Source organism: Yersinia antarctica, assembly GCF_056636475.1.
This window is the reverse complement of the sequence record NZ_JBSJQF010000001.1, coordinates 1,642,156-1,662,087: the sequence shown is the minus strand read 5'-3', so window position 1 is coordinate 1,662,087 and position 19,932 is coordinate 1,642,156. Positions and strand designations below refer to the sequence as shown.

Below are 19,932 nucleotides of genomic sequence, written 5' to 3'. Positions count from 1 at the left end.
ACGGAGGTCATATGGCAAGTGGATGGGCCGGCGACGGCGCAGTACAAGATCAAATTGACTCCACCGTTGAAGATGCGGTACAACGCGCAAGACAGGCGCTTGGCAGTGGTGAAAGTGAGCTATATTGCCTTGAATGTGGTCAAGCCATTCCAGAAGCACGGCGTAAAGTTCTGGCGGGGGTAAAATATTGCCTGAACTGCCAGAATCAATTAGACAAGCATCAGGCCAGCCATGCCGGATATAACCGCCGTGGCAGTAAAGATAGCCAACTCAGATAGCAATCCCTCCCCTTCATCCCCCTTATTGCACCATTATCGAACAAAAATCGGAGATAGTTAACAATATTGTTACATTGATGTTGATTATCGATTGTACATTATTAACGAACTAGTTAATAATAAGTAAATAATGGATTAGTTGCACCAAAATGATATTAACGCACTATTTTGGTGAGTCATGATGGTGCAAACAATGTCAGCTAAGTAATTGCATGCTAATCACTTAGAATAATTTCGTTATTTTTAAATAACTTGCATTTCTGGCACGATCTTTTCATATTGCTATCTGAAATATAAAAAACGGATCTCCATCCACAAAAGTACAAAGGAACTCCCACTTATGAAGTCACTTGTCAAAGTTTCATTGGTCGCACTTACGCTGGCCTTTGCTGTTAGTTCTCACGCCGCAGAAAAAGAATTGATCGTTGCTACCGACACCGCGTTCGTCCCTTTTGAATTCAAACAAGGGGATAAATATGTCGGTTTTGATATCGACTTGTGGGATGCCATCGCGAAGAAACTGGATTTGAAATACACCCTGAAACCAATGGATTTCAGCGGTATCATTCCAGCACTGCAAACCAAGAACGTGGATCTGGCACTAGCCGGTATCACTATTACCGACGAACGTAAAAAAGCCGTTGATTTCTCTGATGGCTACTACAACAGCGGCCTGCTGGTGATGGTAAAAGCTGACAACAATGACATCAAAGGCGAAGCTGATCTGAAAGGTAAAGTGTTGGCAGTAAAAAGCGGCACCGGTTCTGTCGATTATGCTAAAGCCAACATCAAAACCAAAGACCTGCGCCAATTCCCGAATATCGATAACGCCTATTTGGAGTTAGGTACTGGCCGCGCTGATGCCGTTTTGCATGACACGCCAAACATCCTTTACTTCATCAAAACTGCCGGCAATGGCCAGTTCAAAGCGGTGGGTGAATCTATCAAAGCTCAGCAATATGGTGTTGCATTCCCACAAGGCAGTGACCTGCGTGACAAAGTTAACGTTGCTCTGAAATCTCTGAAAGAAGACGGCACTTACGCTGCAATCTATAAAAAATGGTTCGGCGTAGAACCTAAGTAATTCATTTTTGCCGTTTTTAGACCAGGAGAATATCCATGCAGTTTGAATGGAGCGCTATTTGGCCCGCCATCCCAATCCTGCTTGAAGGCGCCAAGTTAACCCTATGGATCTCGGTCCTGGGGTTGCTTGGCGGCCTGATTATTGGGGTTATAGCAGGGTTTGCCCGCGCTTATGGCGGTTGGCTGAGCAGAAATATCGCATTAGTCTTTATTGAACTGATCCGTGGCACGCCGATTGTGGTGCAGGTGATGTTTATCTACTTTGCGTTGCCGATGATGATGCCGGTGCGCATCGATCCTTTCTCAGCAGCCGTTGTGACCATTATTATTAACTCAGGGGCTTACATCGCAGAAATTACCCGTGGTGCGGTGCTGTCAATCCACAATGGATTTCGCGAGGCCGGTCTGGCTCTCGGCTTATCCAAACGCGATACCTTGCGTTACGTAATAGCCCCTTTGGCTCTGCGCCGTATGCTGCCACCACTCGGTAACCAGTGGATCGTCAGTATTAAAGACACCTCACTGTTTATCGTGATTGGCGTAGCAGAACTGACTCGTCAGGGTCAGGAAATTATTGCCGGCAACTTCCGCGCCATGGAGATATGGAGTGCGGTGGCGGTGATCTACCTGATTATCACCTTGGCTCTGAGCTTCGTTCTGCGCCGGTTAGAAAGAAAGCTGAAAATAATATGATTGAATTCAAAAACGTCTCTAAACACTTTGGTAAAACCCAAGTGCTTCACGACATCAATTTGAATATCACCAAGGGTGAAGTGGTGGTTATTATTGGCCCTTCCGGCTCGGGTAAGTCCACCCTGCTGCGTTGTATCAATAAGCTGGAAGTTATCACCAGTGGTGAGTTGATTGTCGATGGTCTGAATGTCAATGACCCCAAAGTCGATGAGCGCCTGATCCGTCAGGAAGCTGGCATGGTGTTCCAACAGTTTTATCTGTTCCCCCACCTGACGGCCTTGGAAAACGTCGCCTTTGGTCCGATTCGCGTTCGTGGTGCTTCTAAAGAAGCAGCCAACAAACTCGCTATGGAGTTGTTAACCAAAGTTGGATTGGCAGAACGCGCACATCATTTTCCCGCAGAGCTATCGGGTGGCCAACAGCAGCGTGTCGCTATCGCTCGTGCGCTGGCGGTAAAACCCAAGTTGATGTTGTTTGATGAGCCGACCTCGGCACTGGATCCAGAATTACGTCACGAAGTATTGACGGTAATGAAGGACTTGGCCGAAGAAGGCATGACCATGGTCATCGTCACCCATGAAGTGGGTTTTGCCCAGAAAGTGGCATCGCGTCTTATCTTCATTGATAAAGGTCGGGTCGCTGAGGATGGCAACCCGGATAGCCTTATCTCAAATCCGCCAAGTGAACGTTTACGGGAATTCCTCCAACACGTTTCCTGAGGCGCAGGCTGACATTACCCTAAAATACCTCTGGCGGGCATCTTGATGATCCCCGCCAGATTTTTTTATGCTGATAGGCCAATCATACCGGCGCTTGTTGATTCTTGACCTGAGCAAATGCGGTCATGAGTTTCACTACATCCTGCATCCCAATATTGACCTGATTAATAACCTCACCGGCATCTTGGGTCAGCGTCACCCCGCCCCCCGCTTGTTCGACACAAGTCCCCATACCCTTGATAGCCGCCATCACCCCATTTTGTATGCTCTTTGTCATCTGCTCGATTTCAGTCGCTGCCTTGCGTGACTGGTCCGCCAATAAACGGACCTCACTTGCCACCACCGAGAAACCCTTGCCATGCTCACCGGCATGAGCCGCTTCAATCGAGGCATTGATCGCTAATAGATTGGTTTGAGACGATATTTTACGAATCGCTTCCACCATGGTACCAATCTCTTGTGAGCAGCGGCCCAAATCACTGACCACATCAGAGGTTTCGCGTGCAATAGACTCAACCTCTTGCATACCACGAACAGCCTGTTGAACAATCTCAGCCCCTTGTGACGCTGAACGGTCGGTGGTTAATGATAAATAGTGCACATCGCGGATCAGGTTCTCCTCATGCTCCTGCTGCAACATCAATTGTGTAATATCCTGAGCAATCTTCACCACTTTAATCACTTGTCCCTCGTTATCCATAATCGGGTTATAACTGGCCTCCAGCCATACCCGTTTGCCATGTCTATTAAGACGCTCAAAACGGCCAATAATAAACTCACCATGGGCTAACCGCTGCCAGTGCTGGTAGTATTCATCGCTATGTGCAAATTCTGGTGTGCAGAGTATCTGATGAGATTTATGTTGAATATCTGCCAGTGAATAACCAATAACCTTCAGCAGATTCTCGTTGGCATCCAAAATAATGCCTTGTGGTGTGAAAGTGATCATCCCCATTGAACGGTTAAGTGCTTTTAGCAAACTCTGGTGTTCCTGAGATTGCAAAATACGCTCGGTCACATCACTGGCGAGCTTAATAATTTCAATCACATTTCCACTACTATCGAGTACCGGTGTATAGGTTCCCTGCAACCAAACAATGCTGCCATCCTTGCGGATACGCTTAATATTATCGGTAATCGGTCGCCCTTCATTGAGCAGTTGCCAGTGGCGGCGGTAGGCATCAGTGAGTACATATTGTGGGTCACAGAACAGTTTATGATGTTTGCCGACCACCTCATCCTGTTGGTATCCCATTACTTGTAAAAATAATGTATTAGCGTGTTTTACCGTACCATCTGGCTTGAAAATAATCATCGGGACAGCACTATCAATCGATGTCAGTTCGGCACGAGGGGATGCCTGAGATGAGCTGAAATTGAACAACATAAATTGAGTCCTTATGGCGAATGATTAAGCAGCAAATAAGTCATGTGGCTATCAACCTATTTGCACAATAAAACCCCTGCCCCGTGAAAGAGGGCAGGTGTAAGTTTTATTCTTCACCCTGGACGATGAGGTAGCTGAGTTAATAAAATCAAAAAGAAAAAATCATCACAATATAAGCAAGATTTGTCAGCTATAGCGCCTGACTAAGATTTATCTTAATTAGCATAGACGAAAATATGGGGGTTTGCTGTTAGTGCAATGAGAGGGAAATAAAACCGTGGGAAATAGAGCAATATCCCTATAATTGAATATTGCCCATAGATATTACAGACTCAAGTCAGTGATTGGGGTAAGTGCGCGCAGCCAACACCCCTGCGGCGTCAAGGACGAAGAAGGACATACCCAAAGTCATTGACGTTGCAGGTAGGCGGCCAGTAAACGCACCCCGATGAGCTGACTCAAGTCAGTGATTCGGGTAAGTGCGCGCAGCCAACACCCCTGCGGCGTCAAGGACGAAGAAGGACATACCCAAAGTCATTGACGTTGCAGGTAGGCGGCCAGTAAACGCACCCCGATGAGCTGACTCAAGTCAGTGATTCGGGTAAGTGCGCGCAGCCAACACCCCTGCGGCGTCAAGGACGAAGGGTATTACCAACGTTCAACTTTCCACGCCGCCTGCTGCTCCGGCGTCAGGAACGTCCATGCCACAAACCGGCTGACTTTTTGCCCTTGTGCCATATCAATGGTGCGGACCTCAACGGCGTTGGCATAGCGCAGGGCATGATAGATTGCCGGTAAGGTGGTCTTCTTCGAGATCAATGAAGTGAACCAAAAACAGTTTTGCGCCTTAGTTGCGCTCTCTGCCACCATGCGACTAACGAACCCTTCTTCTCCACCTTCACACCACAATTCGCTATTTTTCCCGCCAAAGTTTTGTACCGGTTTAGCGGCAACTTCACTTTTACCCAGTTTGTGCAACTTGCGACGCGTGGTTGCTGCGGCCTCTTCTGCGGAGGCATGGAACGGCGGATTACATAGTGTGGCATCGTAACGTTCATTCACCGCCAGAATACCGTCGAAAATAGCTTGTGAGTCTTTTTGCTGTTTAAGTCGCAAGGTGTTTTTCAGCGTCGGGTTCATTGACACCACCATTTTTGCCGCACTGAGTGCTTGCGGATCAATGTCAGTCCCGGTAAAACGCCAGCCGTATTCCCGCTGACCAATAATCGGATAAATACAGTTGGCACCGACGCCAATATCCAGCAGCGCAATATTTCTACCCTGCGGGATAACCCCGTCATTACAACTGGCCAATAAATCGGCCAGATGGTGCACATAGTCAGCACGACCTGGGATCGGTGGGCATAAAAAGTCAGCTGGAATATCCCAATATTCAATACCGTAGAAATGCTTCAGCAATGCCCGGTTGAGCATTTTGACCGCCAGAGGATCGGCAAAATCGATAGAAATATCACCATAGGCGGTAGCTGCCAGAAAAGGAACTAACTCCGGGCAACTTACTGAAAGAGCATCAAAATCATAGCGTGAGCGATGACGATTTCGGGGATGCAATCCGCTTTTTTCTTTGGGGAATATTTTTTTGTTTTCCATCGTCTGGCTCTCTGATCGGCATTTTCTGGCGCGTAAGATAGCATAAATTGCCGCAGAACGGGTGGTGGGTATTGCCATCAAAATAAAAGCGAATCCTATCGGTAGGCGACTTCATTTGATGTCATCACCACGATTTACTCAGAATAAATGGGCTTAGTTCAGTGCCACTCTCTGATACCACTTTACCCCGTTGCTCGCGCAAAAACTCACATAGTCTCAATCTGTTGCAGCGCATGCTCGAGGGTATCAGCCCGCCCGACTGCCACCAGACAACATGCTAACTGTTTTTGGATAGCATCAGGAATAGGCCATTCACCAGCCAAACAACCTTCAATCCAGCGGGCCGTTATGGCGGCATCTTTCGACGAGGGTAACACCAGTTCGCCCTGCTCTAACTGGCGATCCAGTAAAATTTGCTGTTCCCCCCCATTGATGTAATGAATTGGTGGGCAACGCGATGGGTTAGCATAAACCTCCCCTTCGGTCCCTTGCTGTAGCAGTGCCGGTGCGCCGATCGCCTGAAAGAAGCCGCCGACTTTTTGCATATATTCTGGGTGCGAAACACTGGCAAGACGCAATGCATTATCGTGAATAAACGGTGTTGCCAGTTTCGCCAATGTGTGACTGCTATTTCTAACCCCCATCCGCCAGCGTAACTGTAATTGTTGGTCTAATTGAGTCGATAATGCTGATACAGGGATAAATACCGGCAACCCGCTATCAAGCCGTTGTTGGGCTTCAGCGGCATCAAGTGACCACGGAATATTCAGTTGCTGGAAAATCTCGGCACTGGTTACCCGGCTGCTGTCCTCAGTCACGCCGTGTACCACCACCGGTAACCCTAGGCGTGAAAGTAATAATGCCAATAACGGGGTCAGATTAGCCTGTTTGCGTGCACCATTATAACTTGGGATCACCACGGGGAGTGGATAATCCATTGGCGCGCGTAGTGGCATCACCTGTTCTTGCATCGCCTGATAAAAGCCCAGAATCTCCTGTTCGGATTCACCTTTAATACGAAAGGCTATCAGGATCTCCCCTAGCTCCAACTCGGGGACCTGCCCTGCCAACATGACTTTATACAGTTCATAAGCGGTAAACTTTTCCAGATCACGCGCATGATTCTTACCGCGCCCAATCTCTTTAATAATTTTACTGTAATCCATGGTGCGGCATTTCCCCTGTCCGTCGCGGTTAAACATAAATCAGGTAACTTATTGCTGAAACTTTATCACTAATAGTGATATCGATACCCAAAATAATTAGAACTGTGCGGCTAATAGAGATGAGTCGTACTGATGGTAGGCTAGCGGGTGAAACCCGCCACTGCCAGAACAACTTGCGGCAGTGACAGGCAAACTACAGTGGTTTGTTTAACTCTTCCGGTGGGCTAAACAATACCCGATAAATAGCGCCACCTAAGGCTCCTCCTACCAACGGGGCCAGCCAGAATACCCATAACTGCTGCAATGCTATTCCACCGGCAAAAATAGCCACAGCGGTACTACGTGCAGGATTTACCGAAGTATTATCCACTGGAATACTGATTAAATGGATCAGTGTAAGACATAGCCCAATAGCCAACGGCGCTGCAATTGCATGAGAAGGTTTATCGGTCGCCCCCATGATAACCATCACAAACCCCATGGTAAGAACCACTTCAGCCACCAGTACCGCTTGTAAGTTATATCCCCCCGGCGAGCGAACACCAAAACCATTACTGGCGAACCCGGCACTAACATCAAACCCGGCTTTGCCACTGGCGATTAAATACAAAATGGCGGCCCCGGCCAGCCCCCCCAGCACTTGCGCTACAATATAAGGCACTAATTGTGCGCCAGAGAAACGCCCACCCACCCATAAACCGAGTGACACTGCCGGGTTAAAATGCGCACCTGAGACATGCCGCCAGTGCATACGCCATCGTGACGACAGTCAGCCCGAACGCCAATGCCACCCCCAAAAATCCAATACCCGCCACCGGGAACATTGCAGCCAATACTGCGCTACCACACCCGCCTAACACCAGCCAGAAAGTGCCAATAAACTCTGCCATTAGCTGTTTCATTCTGCTTTACCCCTGCCTGCTAAACATGTCGATAACAGTAAACGTTGCCGCTAACCAATAACCAGCAATTTACACCGGAGGTACTGCCAGGCATGACTTGTTAGAGTCAGCTCACCAGCGGCTTATATAATCTTAGTCATTGGATTTATACGCATAGAAAAAGATTTCAGATGAAAACAGTTTTCACTGTATTTATATGCATTTTCACAACAAATTCAGAACACAATAAAAACAAAATTAAAATAGCATTCCATATAAAATGGAATTATGTTTTAAATATGTGATGCGCAGCTCGAATAACTTTTAGCATTAAAGGGATACTTTATTTGTGACAACATCATTTGTCATAAAAATGTTAATAAAAACATATTTTACGATATGCATATCTTCGGGGTGAGGTGGTAAGTTGGATATATTGCTTAGTTTAGTAAAAACGCCAGCAGTAATAATTGCCATTGTGGCATTTTTAGGTTTACTCTTTCAAAAAGCATCTGTTTCTCGTTTAATTACCGGTACTTTCCTCTCTTTTATCGGGTTTACGATGATAAAAGTCGGTGGCAGTATTTTAATGAAGGTACTTACGGCATTCAGCACACTATTTTCCAGTGCATTTAATATTGTCGGTGTCGTACCCAGTAATGAAGCTATCATGGCGGCAACAATTGATAAAATTGGTGCAACAGCAGCACTTATTCTGCTATTTTCTATGATACTCAACATTCTGTTGGCAAGATTTACCCGGTTCAAATTTATCTATTTATCATTACACCTTGTTTTATTTATGGCTTTTGCATTGACTGCCGTGCTTATGCAACTGGGCTACAGCCATTATCCAATAGTTATTATCGCCACAATTATTATTGGTTTTTATATGGCCGTATCACCCTATATTCTTAGCCGATTCAGTCGTGAAATCATTGGTTCAAATGAGTATGCTATTTCCCATGCCGCAATTTCCTCTTACGTAATAGGATCTTACATGGGGAAATGGTTCGGTAATAAAAACTCTGATACTGAAAACATTAAAATCAGTAATAAGTTTGATTTCCTGCGCGAACCCAATATTGCCACACTATTAACCATGTTAATTTTGTTATTGATATCTTGTATTTTTGCGACACAACCGCAGATTACAGATGCAATGAAATTGGTTTATGGGGCCGGTGCTGCTGATAAAAATGTGATTATCTTCATCTTGGAGCAGTCGGCTATTTTTACATGCGGACTCTATTTAGCTAAGGCTGGAGTTAATTTATTTACCGCTGAAATCGTCCCTGCCTTTAAAGGCTTCGCGCGAGTATTTGCACCAGGCTCTGTACCTGCCGTTGATGTTATGGTGCTATTTACCAAAGCACCTAATGCGACACTAATCGGATTTTTGATGAGTTTTTCCGTCGAGCTGGTTTGTATCCTTATCTTCCCATTTATTGGATTGCCCATTATCGTACCAGGCATTATGGCCAGTTTTATTACCGGCGGTGCAGCCGCTATTTTTGGCAATGCGACGGGGGGGTTCCGTGGAGCACTTATCGCCAGTGGTATTAACGGGCTGCTTTTATGCGTGCTACCAGCACTAACATTGCCTTTGTTCTCTCATTTGGGCGCTCAGGGGGTTACTTTCGCCGATCCAGACTTTACATTGTCTTCGTTAATTCTAGATCACGTACTCCGACTGTTTAACTAAAGGTTAAGGCCGGTGATGCCGGCCTTTTATCTCAACAGAATACCGAGTGTTTTGGTCTTCGCGAAAACATATCGTTTTAATGAATAAAGAAAACATACTTATAAAACAGTCCGTTTCCGCCGCCCTCTTTTTACCGCCGCCTTCGCCGGGGCTTTTATTACCGCAGCCGGCATAATCACCTCCGCCGGCATCTCCGGTTGTTCAATTGGGAAGACCGGTAGTGCCGCCAACAATCGTGAACCATAACCCTTAGTCAATAAACGCCGATCGTAAATAACGATCTCACCGTGGCATTGATTACTACGAATCAAACGACCAACCTGTTGGATCAGATTAAACGAGGCACTTGGCAAACTTTGCACTTCAAACGGATAACGTTTTAACGACTTCAGCCACTCCCCTTCAGTGAGAATCACCGGGCTATCAATCGGTGGGAACGAAATTTTGTGAATATGAACCTGGGTCAACAATTCACCTTTCAAATCCAACCCTTCAGCAAATGATTGCAGACCAATCAATACACTGGCAGTACCGTTATTGACCCGCTTACGGTGCTCTTCCACCAGTCGGTAACGGGGTTGGTCCCCCTGCACCAACAGCATCAAACGCAGATCGGTCACATGGCTGAGAAAGGTTTGCATCGCCCGATGACTACTGAACAAAATCAACATTCCTTTATGCCGCCCACTGGCCTGCTGCGCACGGAAAAATTGCGCCATTTCAGCCAGATGTTCAGCTTCATGGGCCATAGTTGGCTCGAAGCGCATTTTGGGAATAATCAACTTCCCCTGTTCAATATGGTTAAACGGGGATGACAGTGTTTCAAACCGGTCGCCGGCCTTCTCACTCAGGCCACTGAGCTCCTGCAAGCGGGCAAAGCTGTTGAGTGAACGTAATGTCGCTGAAGTCACAATCACATGGGGGACTTTGCGCCATAACATTTTATCTAGCTGGTCACTGACACGGATGCCAACACAGTGGAAATAGAGGTGCGTTTGATTCTCGCGATAATCACGGGTTACCCATTTGGATATCGGCGCATTCGAGGCTTTTTCCATTGCCGCAAGCCGCCAAAGTTTGCTCATGGCCTCCAGATAACCCAGTGTACGGCTCATTTGCAGGATGGCGCGATGCAGACGCACAATATCGTGCTTACCGGTTTGCTCACTCAAATCGTTCAGTACAAATTCGACCAAACCGCGCAAAGCATCGGTCAGTTTGAATAATTTGGCGCAATCTTCTGTCAAACTCCCCGGTAACTCACCCATTTCAAAACGGTACACCGCCGGATTGGCATCGGCAGGAAGCAGTTGACTGACTTGTTGTTCCACACTCAACATCAGCTCGCGCAACTGCTCGCAATGGTCTTTCAAGCGCTCTGGATTCGCTAAACCAGGCGGATTTTTAGGCCGATATTGCACCATGCATTGATCCACCAGCCGCACAATCATATCCAACTGCATATTGGCAAAGAACGCGGTGATCTCACCTTCAATTTCTAGCGCATCGCGCGCTACATCAGGCAAATGGTGGCCTTCATCCAATACCAACAGTAATTCTTTCGGATTGGGTAGCACCGATTCAGTTTCCAATGCAGCCATCACTAATGCATGGTTGGCAACCACAACATCGGCACTTTCGATTTCTTTGCGCGCAATAAAGAACGGACACTCACGATAATAATGGCAGTTACGCCCAAGGCAATTCGCCTTATCGGTACTCAATTTAGTCCACAGGCTATCACTAAGCGCCAACTGATGATGGTCACGCAGCCCGTCCCAGACATGGCTGCTCAGTAGCTTAGACAGCGTCAGACAAGTTGCTTGTTCCTCACCATTGGCGGGGGCCAATTCATCGCCGAGAAACAGCGATAAATCCCCTTGGCCAGAAACATCCGTACACATAGCCGCCAGATTACGTGGACACACATATCGCCCACGCCCGAAAGCACCGGTAAATTTAAGGTCGGGAATAATTTTCTTCAATAGCGGCAAGTCTTTACTGTAAATCTGATCCTGTAAAGCCACATTAGCGGTGCTCACCACCAATGGTTTGCTTTCTGCTCGGCTGACTGCAATGCCAGGGATCAGATAAGACAGCGTTTTGCCAACACCGGTCGGCGCCTCAATAGCCAAATGACGGCCAGCACCACCGGCCAGCGTTTTCGCCACTTCGGCGATCATCTGGCGCTGCGGTGCCCGGGAGATAAAATCCGGGATCTGCTGCTGGAGAGCCTTATACCACTGACTGATTTGTTCTTTTACTGCCGGGGACAACGCCATGCATATCTTATCTAAACTGAGTGTTGCCCTATTGTCCCACACCACAACGCTGGCGTCAGCCCGAAAGCACCGCCGTAGTAGCTGAAATCCTCTGACCTGGCAAATCACCGCGTGATGAAATTTACGCAATGTCGCAGTTATTTATGATTTGTCATAAATATATCACACAGATGCGGTAAAAATTCTGCGCTGGCCGAATTCAGATAGATATTGAATACAGCAAAAAAATCTTCTACTCGCGTCTTTTTAAATAAGAGAAACAGGGCAAAAATATGAAACGTAATCTTCTGGCAATCCTGGTACCGGCTTTATTAGTTGCCACTACGTCACATGCAGCAGAAATTTATAACAAAGACGGTAATAAACTTGATTTATACGGAAAAGTCAAAGCACTGCATTACTTTTCTGATAATAATAAAAGTGACGGCGATAAATCTTACGTGCGTTTTGGTTTTAAAGGTGCCACCCAAATTACTGACCAACTGTCCGGTTATGGCCAGTGGGAATATAACATTGCCGCTAACTACGCAGAAAGCCAGGAAACAAAAGACAATAAGACACGTTTAGCTTTTGCTGGTTTACGTTACGGCAAATTAGGTTCAATCGATTATGGCCGTAACTACGGTGTGTTATATGACGTGGCAGCCTGGACCGATATGTTGCCTGAGTTCGGTAACGACAGCTACACCAGAACCGATAACTTCATGACCGGTCGTACTACCGGTGTGGCTACTTATCGCAACACTGATTTCTTCGGTCTGGTTGATGGGCTGAAATTCTCGCTACAATACCAAGGCAAAAATGGCAGCGAAGCCGATAGCAATAACGGCCGCGCAGATGCCACCAAACAAAATGGCGACGGTTTCGGTTTGTCTTCCAGTTATGAAATTGGTGCTGGCGTGAGCGTGGCTGCTGCATATGCTTCTTCTAACCGAACTACGGCGCAGAAGAACGGCAACTTTGGTAAAGGCGATAAAGCTGATGCTTGGACAACGGGTCTGAAATATGATGACAACGGTGTTTATTTGGCCGCAACCTATGCTGAAACCCGTAATATGACCCCTATCTCAGGTACGGCAACCATTAATAATGTGTCAACTGGTGTAAGTGGTTTTGCTAATAAAACTCAAAACGTAGAATTAGTGGCACAATATTTATTTGATTTCGGTTTGAAACCATCGCTGGCGTATGTTCAATCTAAAGGGAAAGATATCGAAGGGATCGGTGATACTGATCTGGTTAAATATGTTGATATCGGTGCGTCTTATTACTTCAATAAAAACATGTCCACCTATGTTGATTATAAAATTAACCAGTTGAGTGATGATAATAAACTGAAACTTAATACTGACAACGTTGTTGCGGTTGGTTTGGTTTATCAGTTCTAAATTTTTCGCCTTAGTATGACCCTCATTAATTTACTGTTTGAATGCTTCATTGTGAATTTATTACCTGTTATTACGCCGGGATAACTCCCGGCTTTTTTTGTTATTTATACTCTAATTAACTATTCACTTTGCTGAGTAGTCACGGCCAATAACCAGATATCTCGCCGCGCTTCAGTTACCGCCCCTTTGCGCTTCGCCCCTTCCTTGCTCGGCATAACAGTAAAGTCGGCTTGTTTGATCCACCGCTGATAGCGATTCTCGCCTAGCGCTTTATCTGCCTGAACCATCAGTGGTACCAACCGCACTCCCATGTGATCAAGACTGCGATAGGGCCACTTTGTCTGTTCATCAGAATAGGGAGCCATAAAATCAAGCGCTTTAATCAAACTACTGCCATTCGGTGTTTGATAACGCCACAAGTCGATTTGCACTTTATCCGCCAACTGCGCCATCAGCGTCGCCGCCTGCAAACTGAAATAACTGTAATGAAAAGAACGGGTCCGCGCCAATTCCAGGGGTTGCGAGCCTTCCGCAGCGAGTTGAGTATCCAGTTTGGTTTTCAATAATTCAGCCATCTCGGTAACCCGTTGTGGTTGTTGCAAATACCAGGCAATTCCAGCCACCTGGACTGTGTACCAGTTACCGTGATTATTCTGCGCCGCCGCCTCTTTTTTACCTGCCGGGCTGTGCTGTAGCCAGTGTAAGTATTCCGTCATCCACTGTTGCATCTGCTTTTCATCTTGCGCCGTCCAACGTTTATTCTGCCGCAACATAATCAGTGAATCGACAATACGAGTGGCAAAGTAGCGCCCATCCAAAATACCAGTGCTACGTCCCGCAGCAATACCCGGCACGCCCTGAGCATAATCGAGGTTCGGGTTCATGCGCGTTTGCGGGTTGATAAACCAGGTTCGAATCATGCTAATCGCTTTATCAGCATATTTCTGCTGGCCAGAAAAATACCAGGCCAGCGTCAACGCCTGTACCTGAGCGGTAAAATCAGCCAGACGCACCCCGTCGCTATCCGCATTTTTACTGGCCGGATTTATCTGCCCATCTTTGCGCATCCAAGGTAACCCATCACTTTTTTGGCTATCAGGCCACCAGTAGGCACTAAGACTGAGATAATCATGTTTCGAACCACTGGGCGGCACAATACTCTTGTCTGTGACACTTTGATCGGGCCGTTGCAGCGCTTTATCCGCCTGCTGTAATAACTGCTGGTAAGCCCGTATGGTCTCCTTTGGCGCCTGATTTTGCGCAATACTCTGCTGGTTATGCTGCAATTCACTGGCAGACAAAAAAGCATAGTCACTGTTTAGCGAATTACTCTGCGCTGCATCGGCAAACGGGATTGCGAGCAAAATAAATAGCACCATCAACCCGGCGTATCTCCGCACCGGATTTAGTGTTCGAAAATCAAACCGGCGAGTGATTGGCAAAGCTGTTGATGTCATAAGTAATTCACCTTATCTAATAATTAACAATATAAGTATCGGATTTTATGCATCATGCCTGAAGCAACCTTAGCTTGCATGGGAAGCACTGAAACTATCAGTTGTTTATTAACTCATCAGTTATTATATTCAAGAATAACTCACTGTTTTTGCGTAAATTTCAGACGAAAAATTAAAACGTAAAAAAATGATAAAAACCTTTGCTAATGGCAGCTATTCTCATGTTTACTGATACCTCGATGTTTCACCGCTCCCTTTTTTATTGAATAATTATGCTTAAGCAAAATAGCCGTAATCTGTGGTTGCTGGTTGGTTCACTTTTCACTTTATACTTCGTTTGGGGTTCGACTTACCTGGTCATACGTATCGGGGTAGAGAGCTGGCCCCCATTGATGATGGCTGGCTTACGTTACCTGATTGCGGGTGTATTGCTGTTCAGCTTTTTAGCCATTCGTGGTCACGCCCTGCCCACATTCCGCCAATGGCTGGGCGCCAGTGCGATAGGTATCTTATTATTGGCTATCGGTAATGGGCTGGTTACCATCGCCGAACATCAACATGTTCCCTCAGGGATTGCCGCCGTCATGGTGGCGACTGTTCCACTATTCACTTTGTGTTTCAGTATGTTATGGGGGATGCGTAACACAAAACTGGAATGGTCTGGGATTGCTCTCGGGTTGGTAGGTATCATCTTGCTCAATACTGGTAGCAACTTATTAGGTAATCCGGTGGGGGCAATGTTGATATTATTGGCCTCAGCCAGTTGGGCATTTGGCTCGGTCTGGGCTTCACGGCTGGCGCTCCCCAGTGGTGCCATGTCCGGTGCCGCACAGATGCTGGTTGCAGGTGTGGTGTTGTTACTTGCCAGTACGCTAAGTGGTGAACAACTGGAACAAATGCCGACCATGGGTGGCATTCTCTCGTTACTTTACCTGATTGTTTTCGGCTCAATGCTCGCCATTAGCGCTTATATGTTCTTGCTAAAAAATGTGCGCCCGGCGGTCGCCACCAGTTATGCCTATGTGAACCCGGTTGTTGCGGTGTTGCTCGGTATTGGCTTTGCCGGTGAAAGTTTATCAACTACTGAATGGTGTGCATTAGCGGTGATTGTTTCTGCGGTAATATTGGTCACATTGGGGAAATTTCTGTTTAAGCCTCGTTAAGCTGCAACGGCCGACGTGTTTATTTTATCCAGAATATAGATGCATCAACCATGTAACATGGTTGTTTCATTCAGTGAACAGATTATAATTCCCTCTGTTTCGATAAAAAGTGAAAAAATTATGCTAAGAAAAGCACTCATTATCCTGATTGCGATAATGGCACTGAGTTCATTAGGTGGCGTTTTTCTCGCCGGGTTGAACATCTATACTCGTTCAACCACCCCACATGAAACTGAAACGACCGAATCCTCCCCACGCCCCATTCCCGAACGAAACGCAACAAACCATCATGCGTTATGCAGCGAGTAGATACTCTAAAAATACCTCATTCGGTGAGCTGTATTCCAGAGATTTGCGCCCCCGAGTGTTGAGGATGTGCTCCAGTCTCGCAATATCTTCATCGCTGACGCCATTAAAATCGGTTCCTTTCGGGTAAAACCGCCGTATCAGACCGTTGGTATGCTCATTCAACCCCCGCTCCCAGGAATGATAAGGCCGGGCAAAGTAAACCTTTGCGCCCGTTACCTGAGTGATGTCCTTATGTTTCGCAAACTCGGGTCCGTTATCTGCCGTCAGGGTTTTAAACTCGCAGAAAGTATTCGCCACGATGTCCCTGAACGCTTCCACGACGCTCTCAGCGCACTTATTGGGGAGTTTACGGATAATGACCTGCTTTGTGGCTTTGTCCACGACCGTCAGCAGGAATGACTTCTGGTCTTTGCCAAAAATCGTATCGATTTCAACATGCCCGGGAACCTGTTTGAGTTCAGCCTCAGCAGGCCTGTGCTCAATGCCAACCCTGTCCGGGATGGGCGTGCGTCCGGGCTCACCCGTATCATAGCGATAGCGTTTACCCCGGTGAGGGAACTGAAGGTAAAGCTTACCGCCAGCCTGTCTGTCCGAACGGATATAGCGGTAGAGGGTATTTTTGCTGACGGCGATATCAAACTGGATTTTCAGTCTCCCACAGATAACCTCAGGGGAGGTATGTACAGCCAGCGCCTGCCGGAGAAAGTCTTGTGTCTGCTGGCCCAGAGGGAAACAGGCATTGTGTGCCGAGGTGGCGCCCCGCCGTTGTCTGGCTAAGGCATCAGCGCGTCTGGAGGAGTAAAGTCCGTTGAAAGCGGGGTCCGTATTACGCCTGAGCTCCCGGCTCAGGGTAGAGCGAGAGACATCCAGTTCTCTGGCAATGCAGGACTGATTAACGCCTTCAGCTTTTCGTTTTTCGATGTAAAAGCGCTCATGCTGAGTCAAATGTTTTCCCTTCATGCAACAGGGTCTCCGACAGGGTCAATACGGCTATTTTATCCGTACCTGACCGGTGGGTCACTTTGTTGCATTTCGTTTGGGAATTGGCGCACTGTCTGATATTGGCCCTGCGGGCTTATCCAACAATGGTCAGGAATCACCGTAAGCGCCCATCCAATCGCGGCATCGTTGTTGCAAAAAAGTCTGTAAACCCCTGACCCGCTCTGACACCTGCGAGCGGTGGGGGCACAATAGATTTAAGGGTAAGACTTCGCCCTGCCAGCTTGGCAATACCTGAACCAAACGCCCTGACCGGATATCATCGACTACATCAATAGCAGCCTTATTGGCAATACCCAACCCCGCCAGTGCCCAACGTCGCGCTATCTCACCATCATCACTGACGTATTCACCGGACATCGTTACCTCTTGTTCTTCCCCCTGTCGCATTAACCGCCATTGGTTATAAAGTCGACCATTGCGCTGATATAACGCCGAATGATGGTCGGCCAATTGAGCTGGTGTCTGCGGCACGCCGTAACGGGCAAGATAGGCAGGGCTGGCACATAACATACGCCGATGTTGAGTTAGAACGGGCAATGCCACCAAGCTGGAATCGGTAGGCACCCCGAAACGCAAAGCAATATCTACCGGTTCGCGGAAAAGATCAGCGTGGCGGTCGTTGAGTAACAAATGCAATTGAATATGCGGATGTTGTTGTTTGAAATCATTCAACCAATCGACTAATAAATTACGGCCAAAGTCTGAAGGGGCTGAAAGTTGTAATACTCCAGATAAGCCCGTCATTTTTTTCTGAATTGCCTGTTCTCCCTCAACTAATGCCCCTAACGCAATACGTGCACTATCAAGATAGCTGGCCCCTGCTTCTGTTAGGCGCAAACTGCGAGTTGAGCGGACCAACAAACGCACACCCAGTTGAGACTCCAGGCGTTTTACCGCAATACTGGCTGCTGCGGGTGTGATATCGAGCCGACGAGCAGCTTCAGACAAACTACCGCAGTCAACCGTTCGAACAAAAACATCCAGATCACTAAATGAGATCATTAGTAAATTTCCTTTACAGGTGATTGTCTTTTTAGTCGATTGTTAGACAACTTTCAATAGATGACTATAGATGAAGAGTGAAACCCTTATTTAAATACAGGACTCATTATGGACATCACAACGTTATCTCAGCATCAATTCAGTTCTCCACTCAATCAACAAAAACTGGTTATTCTTGGGGGCAACAGGGGTATTGGCGCAGCCGTGGCTTATGCCGCCATCAGTCGAGGTGCCAAAGTCGTCTTGGTTTCGCGCCGTTCGGCAGGCTCACAATCTATCGATCACGATAGTGCTATGTGCCGCTTATCTGCTGATATGACTGATGCAGAATCACTCAAGCGTCTGTTTGCACAGATCGGAGCCTTTGATCACTTGGTTATTACCGCCGGGCCTGCGGTGCAAGCACACGCTTTGGCGGACACCTCTTTAAGCGAAGCTCAGGAAAATTTTGATGTAAAACTGTGGGGAGCACTGCGGGCGATACAATCAGCTTTACCTTATCTGCACCAACAGGGTTCGATAACCCTGACGTCAGGTTTGTTGTCACGTAAGTTTGTCAGCGGCCAGTTCATCAAAACAGCTATTAATGCTGCATTGGAAGCAGTCGGTAAGCAGTTAGCCAAAGAACTGGCCCCACGACGGGTCAATGTAGTCAGCCCAGGCGTAACCGCCACTGAAGCTTATAATAGTATGAGTAATGAGCAGCGACAGGCTATGTTTACAAAAATGGCAGCCTCACTACCTGTCGGTCGAGTCGGCCAACCGGTTGATATTGCGGGTGCCTTTGTGTTATTGCTGGAAAACAGTTTTATGACCGGTAGCGTGATTGATGTTGAAGGTGGCGGCTTGTTGTAATTGATATCACTTAGTTTTTCTATTGAGCCATACACGGGGCAATGACTGCCTCGTGTACTGAACAGTAAAGTGCTTATCTCAGCGATTGCTTCAGCAGGAGCTTGGCTTGTTTACTCACACTAATAACACGTCTTATCAAAGTGTTATTACTCCTGCAGAGAACGCTTTTTCTTGCATCTTTCTAATTACGTCATAAGCCGAAATTGGTAAAACACTAAATGATTTTATTAATAACCTATCTTTGGCAGACGTGGCTTCAGGAGAATTAACGGTAGCCGTAATAGCCTGGCGGATCTGGGTAAGCTGTTGTGCTGAAGTTGACAATGAAGTGATAAGTGGCAGACCAGGAGCCGCGTCGGTTTGCGCTATTATTTTTAATCCGGCAACGGCTGAGGGATTGGCCCGCTGTAATAGTGCAAAACTGACACAATCTATTGCGGCAATATCGGCCTGTCGCTGTTGGATCATCGAGATCGAATGATAATGCCCGCCAGAGGCCAAACTGTGAGAAAAAAAATGCCCATTGATCGCCAATGGTGCAATTAAAGCACGTAGTGCATTGTATCCAGACTGAGAATCCATACTGTTATAGGCAACTATTCTATGGCGAAAATCTGCCAGTTGTTGGCCTTTTTCATCAGCACGGACCACAACCAAACTACGGTAATATTCCCCCGAACAGTAAGGTGATTGATAGCTAAATACCCCAATCAATTGCACCTGCTGTTGCAATAACGTCACTAGAGGAAAACCGCAGGTTTGGCTCAACAGCAAATTAGGATCACGCCAATGTTGCAGTAAATCAGTAGGCCAGATGAGTTGATCACTTATCCCTGGAGCACCATATACCCCTATAACCCCATGACGGTGCAGTTGTTGCGATAATAACCGCCAAAAAGGCAAAACATCCTGCGGCTCGACACCATACATAGGAAGTGAAATTAGCATAGG

17 protein-coding genes and 1 pseudogene are annotated in these 19,932 nt (G+C 47.0%); 9 read left to right on the top strand and 9 right to left on the bottom strand.

Features of this window, described 5'->3' with window-relative positions; genetic code table 11:
- The first annotated feature begins 11 nt into the window (after positions 1-11).
- The 4 genes from ACWJJO_RS07695 (at position 12) to glnQ (ending at position 2,773) form a co-directional block, all read left to right on the top strand.
- Positions 12-278, top strand: a complete 267-nt coding sequence (locus ACWJJO_RS07695; RefSeq protein ID WP_083159440.1) for a DksA/TraR family C4-type zinc finger protein — start codon at positions 12-14, stop codon at positions 276-278.
- A gap of 340 nt (positions 279-618) precedes the next feature.
- Entirely contained in the window at positions 619-1,362 is a 744-nt protein-coding gene (gene glnH / locus ACWJJO_RS07690; protein WP_083159442.1) for a glutamine ABC transporter substrate-binding protein GlnH, read from the top strand.
- Positions 1,363-1,397: 35 nt separating this feature from the next.
- The gene (gene glnP / locus ACWJJO_RS07685) at positions 1,398-2,054 is read left to right on the top strand and encodes a glutamine ABC transporter permease GlnP (protein WP_004709093.1); all 657 of its coding nucleotides are present in this window, start codon (positions 1,398-1,400) and stop codon (positions 2,052-2,054) included.
- Positions 2,051-2,773, top strand: a complete 723-nt coding sequence (gene glnQ, locus ACWJJO_RS07680) for a glutamine ABC transporter ATP-binding protein GlnQ (protein WP_083159444.1) — start codon at positions 2,051-2,053, stop codon at positions 2,771-2,773. The genes glnP and glnQ overlap by 4 nt, the downstream gene beginning before the upstream one ends.
- Before the next feature lie 82 nt (positions 2,774-2,855).
- On the opposite strand, the gene ACWJJO_RS07675 is transcribed toward glnQ, so the two are convergent.
- From ACWJJO_RS07675 to aqpZ, 4 genes and pseudogenes are all read right to left on the bottom strand, one after another.
- Positions 2,856-4,160 (bottom strand): methyl-accepting chemotaxis protein, encoded by a 1,305-nt coding sequence (locus ACWJJO_RS07675; protein ID WP_372568889.1) that lies wholly within the window; start codon positions 4,158-4,160, stop codon positions 2,856-2,858.
- Between the two features lie 648 nt (positions 4,161-4,808).
- A complete protein-coding gene (gene rlmF / locus ACWJJO_RS07670; protein WP_083163791.1) occupies positions 4,809-5,771 on the bottom strand; it encodes a 23S rRNA (adenine(1618)-N(6))-methyltransferase RlmF in 963 nt (320 codons plus the stop codon).
- Between the two features lie 206 nt (positions 5,772-5,977).
- Positions 5,978-6,937, bottom strand: a complete 960-nt coding sequence (gene ybiB, locus ACWJJO_RS07665) for a DNA-binding protein YbiB (RefSeq protein ID WP_481090878.1) — start codon at positions 6,935-6,937, stop codon at positions 5,978-5,980.
- Positions 6,938-7,130: 193 nt separating this feature from the next.
- Positions 7,131-7,839, bottom strand: a pseudogene (gene aqpZ, locus ACWJJO_RS07660) (aquaporin Z).
- Between the two features lie 406 nt (positions 7,840-8,245).
- On the opposite strand from aqpZ, the gene ACWJJO_RS07655 reads away from it, so the two are divergent.
- Positions 8,246-9,523: a PTS ascorbate transporter subunit IIC gene (locus ACWJJO_RS07655; RefSeq protein WP_083159450.1), complete on the top strand. Its 1,278-nt coding sequence runs from the start codon at positions 8,246-8,248 to the stop codon at positions 9,521-9,523.
- A 98-nt stretch (positions 9,524-9,621) separates the two neighbouring features.
- Here ACWJJO_RS07655 and dinG read toward each other — a convergent pair whose 3' ends face one another.
- A complete protein-coding gene (dinG, locus tag ACWJJO_RS07650; RefSeq protein WP_442847985.1) occupies positions 9,622-11,805 on the bottom strand; it encodes an ATP-dependent DNA helicase DinG in 2,184 nt (727 codons plus the stop codon).
- Between the two features lie 272 nt (positions 11,806-12,077).
- Here dinG and ompF2 point away from each other — a divergent pair, with 272 nt between their 5' ends.
- Positions 12,078-13,193 carry a porin OmpF2 gene (ompF2, locus tag ACWJJO_RS07645; protein WP_372558412.1) on the top strand — a complete coding sequence of 372 codons (1,116 nt, stop codon included), beginning with the start codon at positions 12,078-12,080 and terminating at the stop codon, positions 13,191-13,193.
- Positions 13,194-13,312: 119 nt separating this feature from the next.
- Here ompF2 and ACWJJO_RS07640 read toward each other — a convergent pair whose 3' ends face one another.
- Positions 13,313-14,650, bottom strand: a complete 1,338-nt coding sequence (locus ACWJJO_RS07640; protein WP_442821095.1) for an alginate lyase family protein — start codon at positions 14,648-14,650, stop codon at positions 13,313-13,315.
- A 272-nt stretch (positions 14,651-14,922) separates the two neighbouring features.
- On the opposite strand from ACWJJO_RS07640, the gene yedA reads away from it, so the two are divergent.
- On the top strand, positions 14,923-15,813 hold the full coding sequence (gene yedA, locus ACWJJO_RS07635) for a drug/metabolite exporter YedA (RefSeq protein WP_083159458.1): 891 nt from the start codon (positions 14,923-14,925) through the stop codon (positions 15,811-15,813).
- Positions 15,814-15,933: 120 nt separating this feature from the next.
- Positions 15,934-16,122, top strand: a complete 189-nt coding sequence (locus ACWJJO_RS07630; RefSeq protein ID WP_481090877.1) for a hypothetical protein — start codon at positions 15,934-15,936, stop codon at positions 16,120-16,122.
- Here the strand turns inward: ACWJJO_RS07630 and ACWJJO_RS07625 are convergent.
- Entirely contained in the window at positions 16,108-17,082 is a 975-nt protein-coding gene (locus tag ACWJJO_RS07625; RefSeq protein ID WP_481090876.1) for an IS30 family transposase, read from the bottom strand. The genes ACWJJO_RS07630 and ACWJJO_RS07625 overlap by 15 nt on opposite strands.
- A 129-nt stretch (positions 17,083-17,211) precedes the next feature.
- Positions 17,212-18,126: a LysR family transcriptional regulator gene (locus ACWJJO_RS07620; RefSeq protein ID WP_481090875.1), complete on the bottom strand. Its 915-nt coding sequence runs from the start codon at positions 18,124-18,126 to the stop codon at positions 17,212-17,214.
- A 108-nt stretch (positions 18,127-18,234) separates the two neighbouring features.
- On the opposite strand from ACWJJO_RS07620, the gene ACWJJO_RS07615 reads away from it, so the two are divergent.
- Entirely contained in the window at positions 18,235-18,981 is a 747-nt protein-coding gene (locus ACWJJO_RS07615) for an SDR family oxidoreductase (RefSeq protein WP_083159462.1), read from the top strand.
- A gap of 135 nt (positions 18,982-19,116) precedes the next feature.
- On the opposite strand, the gene ACWJJO_RS07610 is transcribed toward ACWJJO_RS07615, so the two are convergent.
- Entirely contained in the window at positions 19,117-19,911 is a 795-nt protein-coding gene (locus ACWJJO_RS07610) for a phosphate/phosphite/phosphonate ABC transporter substrate-binding protein (protein ID WP_481091569.1), read from the bottom strand.
- Between the last annotated feature and the right edge of the window lie 21 nt (positions 19,912-19,932).